Origin of the sequence: Burkholderia sp. LA-2-3-30-S1-D2 (assembly GCF_001523915.2) — a bacterium.
In the GTDB taxonomy this organism is placed as follows: Bacteria; Pseudomonadota; Gammaproteobacteria; order Burkholderiales; family Burkholderiaceae; genus Burkholderia; species Burkholderia diffusa.
The window spans coordinates 1,709,940-1,729,092 of record NZ_CP013383.1; the positions used below are offsets into that span (position 1 = coordinate 1,709,940).

At 67.4% G+C, this 19,153-nt stretch carries 15 protein-coding genes; 10 read left to right on the forward strand and 5 right to left on the reverse strand.

Going from position 1 to position 19,153, the window contains the following annotated elements:
• The first annotated feature begins 577 nt into the window (after window positions 1–577).
• The 9 genes from WS66_RS07830 (at window position 578) to WS66_RS07870 (ending at window position 12,856) form a co-directional block, all read left to right on the forward strand.
• Entirely contained in the window at window positions 578–1,000 is a 423-nt protein-coding gene (locus tag WS66_RS07830; protein WP_059607854.1) for a hypothetical protein, read from the forward strand.
• Window positions 1,001–1,075: 75 nt separating this feature from the next.
• A complete protein-coding gene (locus tag WS66_RS07835) occupies window positions 1,076–1,813 on the forward strand; it encodes a hypothetical protein (RefSeq protein WP_059607805.1) in 738 nt (245 codons plus the stop codon).
• Window positions 1,814–1,868: 55 nt separating this feature from the next.
• The gene (gene pgaA / locus WS66_RS07840; RefSeq protein ID WP_059607804.1) at window positions 1,869–4,676 is read left to right on the forward strand and encodes a poly-beta-1,6 N-acetyl-D-glucosamine export porin PgaA; all 2,808 of its coding nucleotides are present in this window, start codon (window positions 1,869–1,871) and stop codon (window positions 4,674–4,676) included.
• A 14-nt stretch (window positions 4,677–4,690) separates the two neighbouring features.
• Window positions 4,691–6,784: a poly-beta-1,6-N-acetyl-D-glucosamine N-deacetylase PgaB gene (gene pgaB, locus WS66_RS07845; protein ID WP_059607803.1), complete on the forward strand. Its 2,094-nt coding sequence runs from the start codon at window positions 4,691–4,693 to the stop codon at window positions 6,782–6,784.
• Window positions 6,781–8,052: a poly-beta-1,6-N-acetyl-D-glucosamine synthase gene (gene pgaC, locus WS66_RS07850; RefSeq protein ID WP_059607802.1), complete on the forward strand. Its 1,272-nt coding sequence runs from the start codon at window positions 6,781–6,783 to the stop codon at window positions 8,050–8,052. Before pgaB ends, pgaC begins: the two co-directional genes overlap by 4 nt.
• Window positions 8,030–8,518 (forward strand): hypothetical protein, encoded by a 489-nt coding sequence (locus tag WS66_RS07855; protein ID WP_059607801.1) that lies wholly within the window; start codon window positions 8,030–8,032, stop codon window positions 8,516–8,518. The genes pgaC and WS66_RS07855 overlap by 23 nt, the downstream gene beginning before the upstream one ends.
• Window positions 8,519–8,636: 118 nt before the next feature.
• Window positions 8,637–10,460, forward strand: coding sequence for a glutamine--fructose-6-phosphate transaminase (isomerizing) (gene glmS, locus WS66_RS07860; protein WP_059607800.1), 1,824 nt, complete (start codon window positions 8,637–8,639; stop codon window positions 10,458–10,460).
• Entirely contained in the window at window positions 10,460–11,758 is a 1,299-nt protein-coding gene (locus WS66_RS07865; protein WP_082729067.1) for a hypothetical protein, read from the forward strand. The genes glmS and WS66_RS07865 overlap by 1 nt, the downstream gene beginning before the upstream one ends.
• A gap of 261 nt (window positions 11,759–12,019) precedes the next feature.
• Window positions 12,020–12,856, forward strand: coding sequence for a c-type cytochrome (locus WS66_RS07870; protein ID WP_059607799.1), 837 nt, complete (start codon window positions 12,020–12,022; stop codon window positions 12,854–12,856).
• 21 nt (window positions 12,857–12,877) lie between these two features.
• On the opposite strand, the gene WS66_RS07875 is transcribed toward WS66_RS07870, so the two are convergent.
• From WS66_RS07875 to WS66_RS07885, 3 genes are read right to left on the reverse strand one after another with little or no spacing between them, the layout of a single operon-like run.
• On the reverse strand, window positions 12,878–14,134 hold the full coding sequence (locus tag WS66_RS07875; protein ID WP_059607798.1) for a Zn-dependent hydrolase: 1,257 nt from the start codon (window positions 14,132–14,134) through the stop codon (window positions 12,878–12,880).
• Complete coding sequence (locus WS66_RS07880) at window positions 14,127–14,666, reverse strand: L-2-amino-thiazoline-4-carboxylic acid hydrolase (RefSeq protein ID WP_059607797.1); 540 nt, start codon at window positions 14,664–14,666, stop codon at window positions 14,127–14,129. Before WS66_RS07880 ends, WS66_RS07875 begins: the two co-directional genes overlap by 8 nt.
• A 17-nt stretch (window positions 14,667–14,683) precedes the next feature.
• The gene (locus tag WS66_RS07885; protein WP_059607796.1) at window positions 14,684–15,850 is read right to left on the reverse strand and encodes a branched-chain amino acid ABC transporter substrate-binding protein; all 1,167 of its coding nucleotides are present in this window, start codon (window positions 15,848–15,850) and stop codon (window positions 14,684–14,686) included.
• 177 nt (window positions 15,851–16,027) lie between these two features.
• Here WS66_RS07885 and WS66_RS07890 point away from each other — a divergent pair, with 177 nt between their 5' ends.
• Window positions 16,028–16,921, forward strand: coding sequence for a LysR substrate-binding domain-containing protein (locus WS66_RS07890; RefSeq protein ID WP_059607795.1), 894 nt, complete (start codon window positions 16,028–16,030; stop codon window positions 16,919–16,921).
• 215 nt (window positions 16,922–17,136) lie between these two features.
• On the opposite strand, the gene WS66_RS07895 is transcribed toward WS66_RS07890, so the two are convergent.
• On the reverse strand, window positions 17,137–17,838 hold the full coding sequence (locus WS66_RS07895) for an aspartate/glutamate racemase family protein (protein ID WP_059607794.1): 702 nt from the start codon (window positions 17,836–17,838) through the stop codon (window positions 17,137–17,139).
• A gap of 10 nt (window positions 17,839–17,848) precedes the next feature.
• Window positions 17,849–19,153 carry a dicarboxylate/amino acid:cation symporter gene (locus WS66_RS07900; RefSeq protein ID WP_059607793.1) on the reverse strand — a complete coding sequence of 435 codons (1,305 nt, stop codon included), beginning with the start codon at window positions 19,151–19,153 and terminating at the stop codon, window positions 17,849–17,851.

The following is a 19,153-nucleotide window of genomic DNA, read 5'->3' on the forward strand; positions in this document are numbered from 1 at the left end:
TCCATTTTCGCCATCGCGAACCATTTTATTATCCCGATTCGTCTTCAATATACGTTCCGTACGCTCGATCAATTCCGCAATACTGCCAAACGTTTGCGAATCCGAGTAAATTGCCGACTCGCATGATGGAAATACGCCGTTACACATCACATCAAAAGTTTCGATTTTCATGTAACGACATTATCGCCAAAAACGTCATACCAGCCCTTTCGATTTACCTGACCACACGTTCCATGATTCATCGTGATGCCTCGATGGCGGAGGCAAGTCTTCCTTTTATCAGTCGTTATTTTTCGGCACAAACTTCGATACCACTTACGTCTCAAATTTGCGAAATGGTCATTGCGACCGGTGAGCAAATTTCATGTCCGGCAATATCGACTTTGTTCAGTTTCAATTCATTTTGTCGAATTATAACAAATCCCATTTAAATAGGACATTTAAAGCATGTCCCATTCGGGCCACACGCGGTTGTTTGTTCAAAATCCATCGTGTATCAATACCATGTCGCGAAAAGAACGTCGCCAATTTCAAATCGGAATAAATGCGCTCCCAGCGATTTCGGATGGAGGTTGCAATGTCTTCCTCGTTTGAACAGCATGCTCGCCCGCTCTTCGGCATCGCCGTATCCGCACTCTGCATCAATGCCGTGGCACAGACCCAGGCCCCGGCACCCGCGTCCGACCCCGGCTCCGGCCGATACGTGATTTCGTATATCTGCGGCGACGCGCGAATCGACGGTACGGCGCCGCTTCCCCCCGACGGCCGTCCTTACAACCTCGGTGTTTCGTTCGTATCGGGCGCCAGCGGGCAACCGCTGTCGAACGTGCAGGTGCGGCTGCGACGGCATGGACGCGTGCTCGTCGAATTCAAGGCAACGGGGCCACGCTGCCTGTTCAGCGTGCCCGATGCCAGTTATCGGGTCGAAGGGACTTATCAGGGCGCCACCCAGTTCGCGGTCGTCGAAACGGGCGCACTCGCCACGCAGTTGCGGTGGTGAACGTCAGTCGAATCCGCGTGGCGCTGGCACGTGCTCGCTTCGTGCATTGCAATCCGTCGAATCGAGGAGGATTGAATGACTCGTGCAGAACGACCGGACGGCTCGCCCAACCGTCAGCCGAAACCTGCCTGGGGCCCCGGAAAGAATGCGGCGCTCAGCATCATTGCGTTTGCCGCGATCTTTGGCGGCTTTGCGTACGTCCAGCGCGACGCGGAAGTCGGCCATGCAACCATGACGCACGACATCGCCGGCATGATCGGCACCGCCGTCGGAAAGTATCGCGAGGCCATCGCGACCGCCACGGCCAACGCCTCCGACACGGCGTCGACCATCGCGCAGGCCGAGCCGGTTACACCTGCCGTGCCGGGCACGCGGTATGCGTCGGCAACGCCTGCCGTGTCGGCCGCGGCAGCACCGGCCGTGCCGCCAGGAACGACCGCCCGCGCCGCCGCGAAACACCCGCACTCCGCGCACGTGCCGTCCACGACGCTCGCGGCCAGCGGCCGCGCGGCGCGCCCCGGCGACACGCACCGGACGTCGCGTTCGCAGACGCTGGCGCGCACGGAAAAACACACCGACCGCACGCCGCGACGGCAGCCGCAATCGTATATCGCCGATTCGGCGCACATAGAGGCCACCAGCATCACGCACGACGAACTGGAAGGCGCACGCGCACTGGCCCGGGCGCGCTGGTGCGCACGGGTCGACGAATGGAATTGCGTGGAGCAGAACGCGAGCCACGCGCTCGCCATCGACCCGACGAATAGCGAATCTCGCGCGCTGCTCGGACAAGCGATCCGCAATCGCCTGTGAACCGGGCGTCGCCGGGCGTGCAACCGATGTGATCGCTTCAGAGTGAGGAGACATCGTGGCCAACAATCGTAGACAACAATGCACCATCGCCGCTCCGCCCAACCGACGGATCCTCCTGCATGCGCCATTGCTGTTGCTGCTCGTTGCGTCCGGCTCCTGCCTTGCCGCCGAAGGCGACGCGGAACCGGGCGGCGCGAGCGAAATCGCCGGCGCCCGCGGCGCGCCGGATGCGCTGTCGCCCGACATGCAACCGACGGCGGCGTCGCCGCAGGTCGCCCAGGGTCGGAGCGCCCTGCCCCCGCAAGCGCCGACGCCCATCGCGCAGGCATCGGATGCGTCGATGCAGATCGCGCAAGCGTCGGATGCGCAACCGCAGACGATGCCGACCACGGTCGTGGTGAACCCGGACGTCGCGCAGCCGAGCGAACCGGCGCCGGGCGCGCAGCCGTCGAGCGTGCCGATCCAGATCGCCCAGGCGATCGATACCACGCCGCAGAGCAGGCCGCCACCGGCCGAACCGACGCCGAGTGCCCCGATGCAGCCGACCCAGGCATCCGACACCACGCCGTCAAACGCGCCGGCACCCGTCGCGCATGCATCGGACGCGCCGATCGGGATCGCGCAAGCCGCGAACCCGCAGCCGCCCGAAACACCCGTGCAAACTACGGCGACAACGCCCGGCACACCTGCGTCCAGTTCATCCGTCCCGGTCGCGCACTCGCCGGAGCCGCCGCAACCTGCGCAGGCCGCAACCACCGCGCCGCCGAATGCGCCGACGCAAACCGCGCAGGCCTCCGGCACCCCGATGCCGGGCTCGCCTGCGCCCGTTACCCAGACACCGGGCTCGCCGCCCCCGTCGTCCCAGGCGCCGAATTCACAGACGCCCGGCGTCCAGCTGCCCGGCGAACCGACGCAACGATCGCAAGGCCCCGACGTCGAAACGCCGAATGCGCAGGCGCCGAACCTGCGTACCGCCGACGTCGCGACCGTGCGCAACGACGTGTTCGGCCTCGCGGCGGGCGGCGGCGCGATCAAGGCGCTCGAAGAAGCGAAGGCACGGCCCGATGCGTTCTCCGCCGTCGACGTCGCACAACTGGAAGAACTGGCGATTCGCCAGCAGGTGCGCGGCGGACGTGACAAATCCCGCTCGATGACGAGTTCCGACCGCTTCGACGGCCTCGACAGCGCGCTGCGCGCGGCGGACGACCTCGACAAGCGGATGCCGGCCACGCCCGATTATTCGCCGGTCAGGACGGCGCTCGCGGGCGACCGCACCGTCGCCCTTGCAGCGCGCGGCGACATGAAGACGGCCGTCGCGACGTTCGAGACGATTCCGCCCGACGCGGAGATCTCGATCGACGCGCTGGCGGCCGTCGGCGACGCCTACCTCTACCTGAGCGAACCGGCCAACGCGAACGCCGTGTACCAGCGCGCGTTGCAGCAGGCGACCGCGGCGCCGACCGACCGCGCGACCCGCGGCTTCCAGTACGGCGCGCGCACGCGTCCGATCGAACTGCGCGAAGGGCTGTTCTGGTCGTACGTCGACCAGGGACGCGCGGCGGACGCGCAGCAGGTGCTCGACGACATCGGCAAGTCGCTGCCGCCGGCCAAGGAGGTGCGCAACTACGGTCCGGAAGAAAGCGACTTTCTGCGCTACTACCGGCTGCGCGCGCAATACCTGATTTACACAGGCCGCGTCGACGAAGGGATCGCCGCGCTCGAGCAGCTCGAGCAGCAGGTGCCGTTCAACGCGGAGATCCGTGCCGCGCATGCCGACGCGGTGTCGGGCCAGGCGCATCCGCGCCAGGCGATCGCGATGTATCGCGCTTCGCTGACCGACCACCCGGACAGCGTCGAAATGCTGGCGGGCCTCGGCCGCGCGGCGCTCACGGCGGACGACTACGCGACCGCGAAGTACGTCGACCAGACTCTGGACGACGTATTTCCGGACAGCGGCGCCGTGCGCGGTTTCAAGCGCGACTACAAGGCATACCGCAGCCCCGTGTTCACGACCGACCTGAGTTACGAGCACGGCAACGGCGCGCTGGCCGACAACAGCTTCACGTCGGACAGCTATGTGTACTCGCAACCGTTCGGCGACAACTGGCGCGTCTTCTCGCACACGTTCTTCGGCTACGCGCAGACCGACTCCGGCAACGTCAGCCGCACGCGCACGGGTGTCGGCGGCGACTACCGGCACGGGCCGCTCACCGTGCAGGGCGAAGTCACGCACTCGTTCGGCTCGGACGGCCGAACCGGCGGCCGCGGGTCGATCGCGTACGCGCTGAACGACTACTGGACGGTCAGCGCCGGGCTCGACACCAACGACAACTCGCTGCCGTGGAAGGCGTATGCCGCGCACATCTGGGGCCGCTCCGCGAACGTCTCGGTCGTGTACAGGCAGAACGACCGTCGCGAGGTCAAGCTCAGCTACGGCGTGAGCCGCTACAGCGATTCGAACCTGCACCAGGAGATCTCGGCAACCGCCACGCAGCGCGTGTATACGACCGCCAACCAGCTCGTCAACGTATCGCTGGACCTCGGCACCGACAGCAACACGCGCCAGGACGCGCCCTACTTCAGCCCGGGCCGCGACTATGCGGCCGCCGCGACAGTCATGCACCAGCTGATGCTGTGGAAGAAGGGCGACATGGCGCTGCAGCAGCGCGTATCGGTGTCGGGCGGCGTGTACAACGAGCGCGGCTTCGGCACCAGCCCGCTGTGGAGCGCGCGCCTCGAGCACGCGTGGACGTTCAAGCACGACATCACGCTGAGCTATGGCGTCGAAGTCAGCAGCCACGCGTACGACGGCCAGCGCGAGCGCTCCGAAACCGGCTTCATGTCGGTCAACCTGCCTTTCTAGCAAGGAGATCGCGAATGCAAACCAGACGGACCTTCATGTGCGGATGCCTCGGCACGTTCGCCGCCTGTTCGCTGTTCCCGGGCGTGTCGAACGCCCGGATGATCGACCTGCTGCCGCCGTCCGACCCGGCCGACGGCAAGACGTTTCGCGTGATCTGCATGCATGACGTGCGCGACAACCTGATGGCGTCGTTTTCCTCCGCGTCGGCGATGGTCGACCCATTCGCGGTCGACACCGGCACGCTGACCGCGATCTTTTCATGGCTGCAGACCAACAACTACCACACCATCACGGTCAGGCAGATCGAGGAATCGCGGCACGGCGGCAAGCCGCTGCCGCCGCGCGCGGTGCTCCTCACGTTCGACGACGGCTACCGCAGCCACTACACGAAAGTGCTGCCGCTGCTCGAACGCTTCAAGTATCCGGCCGTGATGGGCATCGTCACGGCGTGGATCGATGCGCCGCTGGATACACCGATCCGCATCAGCGACAAGATCCAGGTGCCGCGCGACTACTTCATGTCGTGGGACGAGGTGCAGAAGGTCGGCCAGTCGCACCTCGTCGAACTCGGCTGCCACACCCACAACCTCCATCACGGCGCGGTCGCGAATCCGCAAGGCAACGAGTTGCCGGCGACCACGTCCCACCTCTACCTGCAGAACGAGAAGCGCTATGAAACCGACGCCGAATTCGAAGCACGCGTGCACGACGACCTGCAGACATGCGTGCGGCAGATCCGCGAACACACCGGCATCGTTGCACGCTCGATGGTGTGGCCATACGGCGCGGAAAACCAGCCCGTGCGCAAGATATCGACGTCGCTCGGCATGGACATCCAGTTCAGCCTCGATGCCGGCCCGAATACGCCGGACGTGCCGCTGGACCGGCTGAGGCGGATCCTGATGATGTACGACGTCGACATCGGCGGGTTCGAGCGCTCGATGCGCGAGCCGGCGTCCAACCGCGGCGACGTCGACGTGCCCGAGCGCATCGTGCAGGTCGATCTCGACCAGGTCTACGATCCCGATCCCGCGCGGCAGGAGGCGAATCTCGGCAAGCTGGTCGAGCGCATCTACCGGATGCAGCCGAAATCGGTGTACCTGCAGGCCTGTGCCGACCCGAAAGGCACGGGCGTGGCCGAAGCGGTGTATTTCCCGAATCGGCACCTGCCGATGCGCGCGGACCTGTTCTCGCGCGCCGCGTGGCAGCTGAACACGCGCTCCAACGTGCAGGTGTACGCGTGGATGCCGGTGCTCGCGTTCCGGCCGCCGCCGGGCAAGCATCAGGGGCTCGAGGCCGTCAGCGCATACGGCGGCGCGCCGGCCCGCGAGAACGGCACCCGCGTGTTCCGGCTGAGCCCGTTCGATCCGGAAGCGCGGCTGATGATCCAGCAGATCTACGAGGACCTCAGCAAGCACGCGTCGTTCAGCGGCATCCTGTTCAGCGACGACGCCGTGCTCGACGACTACGAGGATGCGGGCCGGCATGCGCTGCAGACCTATTCGCAATGGGGGCTGCCGGCCGACGTCGGCAAGATCCGCGAGAACCCCGACCTGATGAAACGCTGGACGCGCCAGAAGTCGCGTTACCTGATCGACCTGACACACCAGCTCGAACAGATCGTGCTGGCGCACCAGAACGTGGGCGACGTGCTGAGCGCGCGCAACATCTTCGCGATGCCGGTGCTCAAGCCCGAGTCGGAAGCGTGGTACGCGCAGAACTACGACGATTTCCTTGCCAACTACGACTACGTCGCGCTGATGGCGATGCCGTACATGGAGCAGGCGAAGGATCCCGAAGGCTGGCTGGACCAGCTCGTGCGTGCCGTCCGTGCGAAGCAGCGTGGCCTGCAGCGCACCGTGTTCGAGCTGCAGTCGTACGACTGGCACGCGCACAAGGACGTGCCGGCCCGCACGCTGCTCGCGCAGATGCGGCGGCTGCGCAGCGAGGGCGCGGTGAATTTCGGCTACTACCCGGACAACTTCCTGAACGGCCAGCCGGAGCTCGACGCGATGCGCGACGTGATGTCGCTGAAGTCGCGCCTCGATCCGACCTCGATCAACGCGCTGATGCAGATGCAGCACGCGCAGGGAACCAAGACGCCATGACCACCCACAACATCATTCAGCGCCTGCAGGATTTCGTCTTCTACTACCCGTTCTTCATGTCGTACCTGTGGATGATCGGCGGCGTCGTTCACTACTTCCTGCTCGAGGAAGGCCGCGAGCTGTCGACGCGCACGATCGCGGCGAGCGGCATCCCGAAGATCTCGATCGTCGTACCGTGCTTCAACGAGGCGGCGAACGCGCGCAGCGTGATCCGCCACCTGAACGCGATGGACTACCCGAACTACGACATCATCGCAGTCAACGACGGCAGCAAGGACCGCACGGGCGAGATCCTCAACGAGCTGGCCGTCGAGATCCCGCGGCTGCTCGTGATCCATCACGCGTGCAACGAAGGCAAGGCGGTCGGGCTCACCACCGCGGCGGCGGTATCGAATGCGGAATACCTGCTCTGCATCGACGGCGACGCGCTGCTCGCGCATGACGCGATCGGCTGGATGCTCGAGCATTTCCTGACGGATCCGGGCGTCGGCGCGGTCACCGGCAACCCACGCATCCGCACGCGCACGTCGCTGCTGGGGCGCATGCAGGTCGGCGAATTCTCGTCGATCGTCGGGCTGATCAAGCGCACGCAGCAGGTGTACGGCCGCATCTTCACGGTGTCGGGCGTGATCACGATGTTCCGCAAGACCGCACTCGCCGATGTCGGCTACTGGAGCTCGGACATGCTGACCGAGGACATCGACATCAGCTGGAAACTGCAGTGCCGCGACTGGCGCGTCGTGTACGAGCCGCACGCGCTCAGCTGGATCCTGATGCCCGAGACGCTGAAGGGGCTCTACCGGCAGCGGCTGCGCTGGGCGAAGGGCGGCATCCAGGTGCTGCTCAAGTACGCAGGCACGCTCGCGCGACCGACGCAGATGATGATGTGGCCGTTGTTCGTCGAGTATCTGATCGGCATCGCGTGGGCCTATTCGATGTCGTTCATCCTGCTGCTCGCGCTGGTCGACGTCGTCTACCCGCTTCCGCAGGACTGGCATGTGTCCGTGGTGCCGCACTGGCACGGGATGCTGCTGGTCGCGACCTGCATCCTGCAGCTGATCGTCGGCAGCATGATCGATCGTCGTTACGACGAAAAACTCCTGATGTATTTCCTTGACACCGTCTGGTACCCCGTCGCGTTCTGGCTGATCAGCATGGTCACCACCGTCGTCGCCCTGCCCGCCGTCGTATTGCGGGGCCGCGGCAAGCGCGCCGTTTGGGTCAGTCCCGACCGAGGCATTCAACATGAAGAACGCACCGATTATTGACCTTTCCCTGCGCGCCCCGAGCGAACTGATCGCCGAACACGGCGGCGTCGTCGGGCCCGTGCTCGTCGCGTGGTTCCGCCTCGTGCGGCCCGCGCTGGTCGGGGGGGTGTGGGCGTCGATCTGCATCTACACGTACCGCTACCTGCTGCCGTTCAACCAGGCCGAGATGCCGATCGAGCAGATCGTGTTCTACGTGACGAGCATCGCGCTGATCGCCGGCACGATCGTCACGTGGCTGATCGCGGGACGCGTCGTGCATCCGCTCGCATACCGGTTGCGCGCATCGAAGATGCTGCGGCGCTCGGCCAGCGTGAAGACGCGCTCGGTGCCACCGACCGCGCTCGCGGGCGCCCGCCGGCGCGGCGCGCGGCGCACGACGCGCATTCTCGTCGCGTCCCACGACGCGAACGGCTCGATCTCCGGCATCGAATGGGTAGCCCACGCGGGGCCGCAGCCCCGCGAATAAGTCAGCGGAGACGCGCCGCGCCTGACGCGATGCATGCCGCGCGACGCGACACCGCTCCCGAATTCGCGCCGTCGCGTGTCGCGCGTCGGCCGGCAACTTCCTTTAGACGAGGTGAATCATGTGCGGAATCGTCGGAGCAAGCGGCCTGCACAATCAGGTGCCGCAACTGGTCAATGCACTGAGCCGACTCGAGTATCGCGGCTACGATTCGTGCGGCATCGCCGTGCAGGACGAAGGCCGCCTGCGCAGCGAACGCACGCTGCGGCGCGTGGCGGACCTGCAGGACCGCGTGCTGACGCTGGGCCTCGAAGCGCAGACGTGCATCGCGCACACGCGCTGGGCGACGCACGGCGCGCCGTCGGAAATGAACGCGCATCCGATCATGTCGGGCGACACGATCGCGGTCGTACATAACGGGATCATCGAAAACCACGATGCGTTGCGCGCCGAACTGAAGGAGCGCGGCTACACGTTTCGCGGCGAGACCGACACCGAGGTGATCGCGCACCTGATCCACAGCCTCTATCGCGACGACCTGTTCGATTCGGTCAGGCATGCCGTCAAGCGGCTGCACGGCGCGTATGCGATCGCGGTGCTGAGCGCGCGCGAGCCCCAGCGCCTCGTCGCCGCGCGCGCCGGCTCGCCGCTCGTGATCGGCATCGGCGCCGAACAGAACTACCTCGCGTCGGACTGCGCGGCGCTCGGCGACCTGACCGACCGCTTCGTCTACCTGGAAGACGGCGACGTCGCGCTGATCACGCCGGACCGCATCGACGTGGTCGACGCGATCGGGAGCGCGGTACAGCGTCCGCTGTGCCTGGTCAAGGCGCGCGATAACGACGCCGCGCTCGGCCCGTATCAGCACTTCATGCAGAAGGAGATCTTCGAACAGCCGAAGGCGATCGCCGCCACGATCGATGGCATCGACGCGATCTCGCCCGCGCTGTTCGGCGGCAGCGACAGCGCGCGTGCGCTGCTGTCGAAGACCCGGAGCGTGCTGCTGCTCGGCTGCGGCACCAGCTACTACGCGGGCCTGACGGCGAAATACTGGCTCGAGGGCATCGCGGGCATTCCGGCGCAGGTCGAGATCGCGAGCGAATACCGCTACCGCGACACCGTGCCCGATCCGCGCACGCTGGTCGTCGGTATTTCGCAGTCCGGCGAAACCGCCGACACCATCGGCGCGATCGAGCGCGCGCGCGCGATGGGCCAGGATCTGTCGATGGCGATCTGCAACGTGGCGACCAGCTCGATCGCGCGCGGCGCGCCACTCAGCTTCCTGACACGCGCCGGCATCGAGCTCGGCGTCGCATCGACCAAGGCGTTCACCACGCAGCTCGTCGCGCTGTTCGTGCTGACGCTGACGCTCGCGCAGCAACGCGGCCGGCTCGATGCGGCGCATGTCGCGATGCACCTGAAGAAACTGCACGAACTGCCAGCGCGCATCGGTCACGCACTCGCCCTGGAAACGCAGATCATGGGCTGGGCCGCGAAGTTCGCGCGCACCGAGAACGCGCTGTTCCTCGGGCGCGGCATTCACTATCCGATCGCGCTGGAAGGTGCGTTGAAGCTCAAGGAAGTGTCGTACATCCATGCCGAAGGCTATCCGGCCGGCGAACTGAAACATGGCCCGCTCGCACTCGTCACGAGTGCGATGCCGGTCGTCACGATCGCGCCGGACGACCGCCTTTTCCAGAAGCTGAAGTCCAACATGGCCGAGGTGCGCGCACGCGGCGGACGGCTGTACGTGCTCGCGGGCCATCATCTCGAGATCGACGCCGACCGCGACACGCACCTGATCCGCGTGCGCGAATCGGGCGACGCGCTGTCGCCGATCGTCAACGTGATCCCGTTGCAGCTGCTCGCGTATCACGTCGGGTGCGCGCGCGGCGCCGACGTCGACAAGCCGCGCAACCTTGCGAAATCGGTCACCGTCGAATGATGCAACGGCCGGTCACGACGCAGGTCGCCACCGTGCGCTCGCATGCGGGCGAGCGCGCCGCCGCGTGGCGTGTCGCGACCGTACTCTGCGGCGCGTGTTGCGCCGTCGCGGCACCGACACGCGCGTTTGCCGGCACGCCGGTCGTGCACACCGTCACCGTGCACGCGCCCGCATCGCCGCAGGACAGCGGCGACCCGCGGCGCTTCATGCACGGAATCGGCGTGGCCGACGCAGGCGCCGGCCGGCGCTGGGTGTTCTTCAGCAGCTCCGGCATCGTGCCGCGCGGCGCGCGGCGCAACGGCAACTGGCCGCACGACGTGTACGTCGGCGAATGGCTGCCGGGCAAGCCGCGTCTGCTGCGCGTCCATCCATTCATCAGCCGTCCGGAAGCGCAGGAGCCCGTGTCGATCGCGCAGAATCCGCGCGGCGATATCTTCGTCACGTTCGAGGACGGCTGGAATGCGCCGCAGGAGGTCAGCCAGCGCTATGGCGTCTATCGGCGCGACCTCAAGCCGATCAAGCCCTACCCGAACGACGTCGAGGCGGGCGGTCACTCCGGGCATGTCGCCTCGGTGGGCGAACGCTTCGTCGTGTTCTATTCCGCCGACTGGATCGACGGCGGCGGCGTCGACAACCTCGGCACCGGCAACGGCGTCTACGTGAAAACCTACGATGCCGACGGACGCGTGCTGAATCACGTGCCGGTCGCGCCGCACCATCGAGAATGGTGGCCGGTGGTCGCCGGCTCGCCGCACCGCGCGCTGCTCGTCTGGCAAAAATACATCGAGGGCAGCACGGATGCGACGCTCGAATACGCGATGTTCGATCCGGTCACGGCGAAGCTCGACAAGCTCGGGCCGCTGAGGGACGCGATCCAGTACTACGTGTATTCGTCTGCCTACGTGCCGGCGATCGACCGCTTCGTCGTCGTCACGACGACGGCGGACAATCGCGGCGTCGCGACGCTGATCGACCCGGACGGCCGCCGCCTCGCGACGCTCGACTGCCTGCCCGCGTCGGTGCGGGAATCCGGGATCGCCGTCGACGGCACGCATGCGTACGTGCCGACCCGCGACGGACGACTGCTGACGCTGGCGCTTTCGCCAACCGGCATGTCGGTGAGCGGCGCGCAGCGCTCGCCGATTCCGTGGGGCTCGACCGGCATCGCCGGGTTCACGGCACGCGGCGGGACGATGCATTTCGTGTCGCTGACGCCGTCCGGGACGCGCGAGGCCGATTTCGACACGGCACGGGCAACGCCTTTGCCGAAGGCCGACGCGCAGTGTTCGACGCATTGACCGCGACACGAACGGCTCCGGACCGACACGGACGCCCCGTGGGATTGAGCCACCAGCCGAATCGCGCAACGCGATCCCGCACGCGTCGGGCAACTGGATAGCCCCCCGCACGCTGCCACCGGCCGGCGCGATCCCTGCCACTGCGCCGATCCCGCGTCGAAGTCGCCAGCGCCGCGCGTACCGGATAGACTGTCGCCCGATTCCATCCATCGGCCGCGTGCTCGCCCCCTGCCGCCGCCGGTACGCCCCCACGGAGAACGAATGCTGAAGCGCCGGTGGTTTTCGCTGTTGCTGATGACGGTGTGCCTGATCGCGACGCGCGCGTCCGCGCAGGACGCGCTCGAACTCGAGACCGACGGCACGCCTCGAGTGTTGACGCGCCAGGCGCTGCTCGCGCGCGTCGACGCAACGGACATCCACGTGCCGCACGACATTGCGTACGGCCGGCCGATGACGTTCCGCGCGGTGCCGTTCGCCGCGCTGCTCGGCGACACGCCGCTTCCCGCGAACGGCGTGCTCGAAACGCGCGCGGCCGACGGTTTCGCCGCGCAGCTGCCGCTGGATCTCGCGCGCCGCCGTGCGCCGGCCGGCGCCGTCGCGTGGCTCGCGATCGAGGACCCCGCGCATCCGTGGCCGAAGCTGCCCGGCAAGCAGGTCAGCGCCGGGCCGTTCTACCTGGTTTGGCTCGGGCCGGACGCATCGTCGGTGCGCGGCGAGCAGTGGCCATATCAGATCGTGCGCATCACGATCGAATCGTCGCCGCTCGCGCGCTGGCCGTCGCTCGCCGTCGATCCGGCGCTGCCGGCGAACGATCCGGCCCGTGCGGGCCAGCGCCTGTTCGTCACGCAATGCCTCGCGTGCCATCGCCTCGACGGCGCGGGCAGCAGCCATGCCGGCCCCGACCTGAACGCGCCGATGAATCCGGTCGACTACTTCCAGCCCGCCGCGCTGCGCCGCTACATCCGCAACCCGGCATCGGTGCGCGACTGGCCGGGCCGCGTGATGCCGGCGTTTCCGCCCGATCAGCTGAGCGACCGGGAGCTCGACCAGATCGTCGCGTATCTCGCGTATATGGCGCGGCGCAAGGCGGGCAAGTAAGCCGCGCCCGTCACGCGCGCATCACGCGCCCGGTTCCTGCGCGCTCCGCAACACCGCGTGCAGCAGCACGTCGGCGCCCGCCGCCGACCATTCCGGCGTGATCGCCTCGGCCTCGTTATGGCTCAGGCCATCGACGCACGGCACGAAGATCATGCCGGTCGGCGCGACGCGCGCGATGTAGCACGCGTCGTGACCCGCGCCGGACACGATGTCCATGTGCGGCAGCCCGAGCGCCTGGGCCGCATCACGCACCGCGTCGATGCAGCGCGGCGCGAACGGCACCGGCGGGTACGTGAAGATCTGCTCGATCCGCGCACCGAGGCCGGCGTCGGCCGCGACGCGCGCCAGTTCCGCACGCAGCGCCGTATCGAGCTCGTCGAGCACCATATCGTCAGGATGACGAAACTCGACCGTGAAGAAGCAGCCGCCCGGCACGGTGTTGCGCGAATTCGGCCGCGCCTCGATCATCCCGACCGTCGCGCGCGCGTGCGGTGCATGACGACGGCCGAGCGCATCGACGAATTCGATCATCCGCGCGGCACCCACCAGCGTGTCGCGCCGGAATTCCATCGGCGTCGTGCCCGCGTGCGCGTCGACGCCCGTCAGCGTCACCTCGTACCAGCGCTGCCCCTGCCCGGCCGTCACGACGCCGATCGTCTTGCCGGCCCGTTCGAGAATCGCGCCCTGTTCGATATGCAGCTCGTACGCCGCATGCACCGGATAGCCGCCGACGGGCTCGACGCCCGCGTAGCCGATTCGCGCGAGTTCCTCGCCGATCGTCCTGCCTGCGCCGTCGGTGCGCGACAGCCCGTATTCGAGCGGATAGACGCCCGCGAACACGCCGGCCGATATCATCGCCGGCGCAAAGCGCGAACCTTCCTCGTTGGTCCAGATCACGACGTCGATCGGGCGCTCGGTCTCGATGCCCGCATCGTTCAGCGCGCGCACGACCTCGAGGCCGCCGAGCACGCCGTAGATGCCGTCGTAGCGGCCGCCGGTCGGCTGCGAATCGGCGTGCGATCCGGTCATGACCGGCGCGGCGTCGGGATTGCGGCCCGCGCGGCGCGCGAACACGTTGCCCATCCGGTCCACGCGCACCGTGCAGCCGGCGTCTTGCGCCCACTGCACGAACAGGTCGCGCGACTCGCGATCGAGGTCGGTCAACGCGAGACGGCAGACGCCGCCCTTCGGCGTCGCGCCGATCTGCGCCATCCGTTCGAGCGACGCCCACAGCCGCGCGCCGTCGACGCGCGGCGCGTCCGCGAGATCGTCACGCATTGCCGGCCTCCGGGGCATCGTCGCGCGGCGCCGCCTGCAGCGCATAACGGAAATCGCAGCGCTTGCCGCCCTGCATGATCGTGCTCGTGCGCGTGAGTGCGATGTCCGGCGCATAGCCCTGGATGAAATAGCTGTCGCGCGCGCAGCTCAGCAGGTGGCCGATCTCGCCGAGCCCCATCGCGTGATACATCTCCGCGTAGCTGCAGCGATGCACGTCGTAGTCGTAGTGCGCATCGTCCGCGCGATGCACCTCGACCTCGAGCGCATCGTCCTTCTCCCACAGCACCTGCAGCGCGACGAACGATCGCACGCTCGTGCCGCCGGGCTCCTGCGCGGCGAACGTGCGGCCCGCGTCGACGGCCGCGCCGCGCACGGCTTCCGCGATCACGGCCTGCGCGCGCTCGGTGCCGAATTCGCGCTTCATGATCTCGTAGATCGGCTTGATGATTTCCGCTTCGATGCGGCGCCGCGCGAGGATGCCGAGCCGCGTGTCCTCGGGTGCCGCCGTGGATGCATGTGTCGAGTTGGTCATGGGATTCGTCTCCGTCGTCATTTCGTTGCGGGGTGCGCGCCGCCGAGCACGTCGACGACGGTCCACTTGCCGCCGCGCACCTGGTAGATCGTGAACGCAGGGTCCTTCAGATTGCCTTCGGCGTCGAACGCGACCCGGCCGGTCACGCTGGGCCGGTCGATCGCGTGCACGGCCGCGACCAGCTTCGCCGGCTGCGTCGTGCCGGCCTTCTGCGCGGCCGCGATCAGCGTGGCAGCCGCGTCGTACGCGAACGGGGCGTGCAGCTCGATCGGCGCGTGAAAGCGTGCGCGGTACTGCGCGTCGAACGCCTTGCCGCCCGGCATCCGGTCGAGTGGCAAGCCCGGTTCGAGCGCCGTCACGCCGTCGCCGTCCTTGCCCGCGAGCGACAGGAAGGTCTGGCTCACGAAGCCGCCCGCGCCGAGCAGCGGCGCGTTCACGCCGAGCTGGCGCATCCGGCGCGCGATCGGCGCGGCCTGCGCGTCGAGCCCGCCGAAGAACACGAGATCCGCGCGCTTGCCCTTGATCGCGGTCAGCACGCCGCTGAAGTCGGTCGTCTTGTCGTTCACGTACTGGCGATCGACGATCGTGCCGCCGTTCGCCTGCACCCCCTTGATGAACTGGTCGGCGAGCCCCGCGCCGAACGACGTGCGATCGTCGATCACCGCGATGCGTTTCGCCTTCAGCGTCTTCACCGCATAGGCGCCGGTGAAGTTGCCGCCCGCATCGTCGTGGCCCATGATCCGGAAGGCCGTCGCGTAGCCCTGCTGCGTGTACGGGTGGCCGGTGGACGCCGGCGCGATCTGCGGAATGCCCGCATCGCGGTAGATGCGCGACGCCGGCACGCTGCAGCCCGTGTTCCAGTGACCGACGACGCCGATCACGTGCTGGTCGACGAGCTGCTGCGCGACCGCGACGGCCGTGCGCGGATCGGATTGATCGTCCGCCGCGACGAGCTTGTAGACGACCGGCTTGCCGCCGATGCTCGGATGCTTCGCGTTCGCGTCGTCGATCGCAAGCTGCGCGCCGTTCTGCAAGTCCTTGCCGATCCGCGCGGACGGGCCGGTGAGCGGCGCGGCGAGACCGATCAGGATGGTCTGCGGCGCGGACTGCGCGTAGGCGGGAGCGGCGGCGATCAGCGCGGCCGCGGAGAATGCGAGGCCGGCGGGGAGAAAAGCGATTTTCATGTGCGGGGATCGGTGATTTGGCTCAAGACATGAAAAATATTAAATATTCATCATCAGCACCCCAAATACTCAATTGTTGGATGCTTATGCCATTCCCGACACAATAACGTAATCCCCTGTAAATACGGGATATTTTCGTGTTGTGGTTCACCCTGATTTTTCGATAAAATTCGACACATGAAAAATATCGAACAATTGCCTCACGATCCACCGCTACGCGCCGTCCGCGCGTTCGAGGCATTCGCGCGTCTCGGCTCGGTCACCGCGGCGGCGCACGAGCTCGACATCACGCCGTCCGCGGTCAGCCACCAGCTGCAGCTGCTCGAAGCGTTCATCCAGACGCCGCTGACCGTGCGCGAAGGCAGGCTGCTCGCGCTCACCGATGAGGGGCGCGACTACTACCGCTCGATCAGCGCCGCGTTCTCGGTGCTGCGCAGCGCGACGCGCTTCGTGCGCGACCGGTCGTCGCTGCGGCAGATCACGATCAGCCTGATTCCGCTGCTCGGTATCGGCTGGTTCATTCCGCGGCTGCACGCGTTCCTCGCCGACAACACCGATGTCGACGTGACCGTGCTGTATGCGCATCACCGCAACTATCGAAGCGACGCGTCCGACCTGTCGATCCGCTTCGGCACCGGCGACTGGCCCGGCTACCGCTGCGAGCGGCTGCTGCCGGGCGCGATGGTGCCCATGTGCAGCCCGTCGTTCCTGAAGCGCCACGGGCCGTTCCGCACACCGGCCGATCTCGCGCGGGCGCCGCTCGTGCACGACGAGGATCGCAGCGCCTGGGTCAACTGGCTGCAGGGCGCCGGCGTGCGGCACGTGTCGCACGCGGTGGGACCGATGTTCGAGGACGGCCAACTGACGCTGAGCGCGGCGCGCGCGGATCTCGGCGCGGCGCTGCTGCGCGCGCCGCTGGTCCAGCGCGAACTGGCGAGCGGCGAACTCGTGAAGCTGTTCGACCACGCGCTCGACGACGGGCGCGACTACTACCTGTGCACGCGCGAGGATGCGGACATGCCGGACGGCGCGAGACGGCTGGCTGAATGGCTCAGGCGGATGGCTGCATAAGCGCGCGGGCCGCTCGCAGGCGGGCCTTCGCACGATTCACAAGGCGCGCCGCATCCGCTTGTCCGATGCGATCGTCCGGGCATCCACGCAAGTGAACCGCCTGCTGCGCGTATCGCGCGACATGTGGGCCTTCCCCGTCATCGAACCCGACGTGCGCGCACCCTGACGGATCTGGCGGGCGCGGTGCGTCGCGCGTACCACCGCCCGCCGTTGCGTCACACCGCCCTCCCCCATCCGCGCTCGACCGCATGGGCGACCGTCGCGCGCGCCAGCTCCTGCGTGCTGTCGACCAGCGCGAACGGTGCATCGGGCAACGCGCGCGCCGCGATCGGAATTTCCGTGCAGCCCATCACCGCGACGCCCACGTCCCGTCTTGCCAGTGCATCGAGCGCGCGCGACAGGCACCGCACCGACGCAGCGATCTTCCCCGCCTTGACCGCCGCGATGCACGCGGCAATATCGCGCTGCGCGGCCACGCCCGGCATCACCGGCTCGAACCCGCGTGCACGCAGCGCCGTCTGGTAGAAGCCCGACACCAGCGTGCCGCCCGTGGCGAGCACCGCGACGCGCCGCACGCCTGCGGGCAACGCGGCCACCGACGCATCCACGATATGCAGAATCGGCGCCGCGCTGTGTTCGCGCAGCGGTGCATACCAGTGATGCGCCGAATTGCACGGAATCGCGATCACGTCGACGCCGCAGCGGTTCAGCAGCGCGATGCCGTCGAGCAGCGCCGGCAGCGGATTGGTCCCGCCGTCGATGATCGCGCGCGAGCGATCGGGCGTTCGCGTCAGGTTCGCGACGATCATCGGCAGGTGCTCCTGGTCGCAACGCGCGCGAGTCAGGCAAATCACGCGATGCATGAAGTCGACCGTGGCCAGCGGCCCCATTCCGCCCAGTACGCCGACGAGTGCCATGACGCCTCCTTCACGCGCGCGGCGGCCGCGCGCAGATCGCGGATACGACGGCCGAGTTGCCGATCACCAGCAACAGCGTCCGAAATATTTCGCAAAACGGATCGATCGCCGCGAACAACACCAACGCGGCCTCGAACGGCAGGTGCAGCGCCGCGCACACCATGCCGGCGAGCGACACCGTCACGACGCCCGACGTGCCCGTCGACGCGAATCCGGCGAGCACCGACGCGACCAGCACGACGCAAAGCTCGCCGGGGCCGAGCGACCGTTCGTAGAGTTGTGCGACGAACAGCGTCGCGCTCGCGTAATAAACCATCGGCCCGACGCGCAGCAGCGACACGGCAAGTGGAACGACCAACTCGACGCGCGCGCGGGCAAAGCCGAAGCCGTCGGCCAGGCATTCGATCATGCTCGGCATGCACGCCACGCTGCTGCGCGTGGCGAGCGCCATCGCGAACGGCGTGCGCAACCCGGCGAGCGTCTCGGCCAGCGTCGCGCCCGAGCGCTTCCAGATCACGACGATCGCGGCCGCGATCAGCACGAGCGCGACGACGGCGAACGCGGCGACGAAGCGGACCATCGCCTCGAGCGGCCCGAATCCCGACGTGCCGATCTGTGCGGCGCCGCCGCAGAACAGCACGATCGGCGTCGGATACGCGAGCCAGTGCATGATCTTCTGGCACGTGAAATAGACGGTCTCCAGCGTCTGGCTTAGCGCCGCCGAGATGCTCGCCGGCACGCGTCCCGATGCGAAGCCGAAGAACAGCGAGAACACCAGCGCCTTCAGTGTGTCGCCGCTCGCGAGCGCCGCGAAGAAGTTGCCGGGCACCAGCGCGATCAGCATGTCGGCAAGGCCCGACGACTTCTCGGCGGGATCGGTGCCGTACAGCGTCATCACGGTGTCGCTCGCCGCACCGTCGCTGCCGACCAGCGCGCCGAACGCCTTCAGCGTCGCGTTCGACAGATGCTCGCCCGGCCGCATCGCGACCAGAACGACCGCGCCGACCGCCACGACGAACACCGACGCGCAGCCGAAGATCGCGATCACGCGCATCACGAGATCCGACGCGCTGCCATCGCGCAGCAGTCGCTGCAGGCTGAAGATCACGGCGGCCGTCATGAATGGCAGCGCCGTCATCTTCAGCAGGCCGACGTACACCTGGCCGACGTAGTCGAACTTCGGCGCGGCGGCCGGCCACAGCACGCCCGCCATGATCCCGAGCGCGAGGCTGCCGAACACCGTCAACGGATGGATCGCGAGCGCATGCAGCCGCGCGATGCGGGGCATGATCCTGATGTTCTCGTCCATGTTCAT

Bases quoted from the DNA above. Each gene is read 5' to 3' on its own strand.
- WS66_RS07830 (WP_059607854.1), top strand. From the start codon at position 578: ATGTCTTCCTCGTTTGAACAGCATGCTCGCCCGCTCTTCGGCATCGCC.
- WS66_RS07835 (WP_059607805.1), top strand. From the start codon at position 1,076: ATGACTCGTGCAGAACGACCGGACGGCTCGCCCAACCGTCAGCCGAAA.
- pgaB (WP_059607803.1), top strand. From the start codon at position 4,691: ATGCAAACCAGACGGACCTTCATGTGCGGATGCCTCGGCACGTTCGCC.
- pgaC (WP_059607802.1), top strand. From the start codon at position 6,781: ATGACCACCCACAACATCATTCAGCGCCTGCAGGATTTCGTCTTCTAC.
- WS66_RS07855 (WP_059607801.1), top strand. From the start codon at position 8,030: ATGAAGAACGCACCGATTATTGACCTTTCCCTGCGCGCCCCGAGCGAA.
- glmS (WP_059607800.1), top strand. From the start codon at position 8,637: ATGTGCGGAATCGTCGGAGCAAGCGGCCTGCACAATCAGGTGCCGCAA.
- WS66_RS07865 (WP_082729067.1), top strand. From the start codon at position 10,460: ATGCAACGGCCGGTCACGACGCAGGTCGCCACCGTGCGCTCGCATGCG.
- WS66_RS07870 (WP_059607799.1), top strand. From the start codon at position 12,020: ATGCTGAAGCGCCGGTGGTTTTCGCTGTTGCTGATGACGGTGTGCCTG.
- WS66_RS07875 (WP_059607798.1), bottom strand. From the start codon at position 14,134: ATGCGTGACGATCTCGCGGACGCGCCGCGCGTCGACGGCGCGCGGCTG.
- WS66_RS07880 (WP_059607797.1), bottom strand. From the start codon at position 14,666: ATGACCAACTCGACACATGCATCCACGGCGGCACCCGAGGACACGCGG.
- WS66_RS07885 (WP_059607796.1), bottom strand. From the start codon at position 15,850: ATGAAAATCGCTTTTCTCCCCGCCGGCCTCGCATTCTCCGCGGCCGCG.
- WS66_RS07890 (WP_059607795.1), top strand. From the start codon at position 16,028: ATGAAAAATATCGAACAATTGCCTCACGATCCACCGCTACGCGCCGTC.
- WS66_RS07895 (WP_059607794.1), bottom strand. From the start codon at position 17,838: ATGGCACTCGTCGGCGTACTGGGCGGAATGGGGCCGCTGGCCACGGTC.
- WS66_RS07900 (WP_059607793.1), bottom strand. From the start codon at position 19,153: ATGAACATGGACGAGAACATCAGGATCATGCCCCGCATCGCGCGGCTG.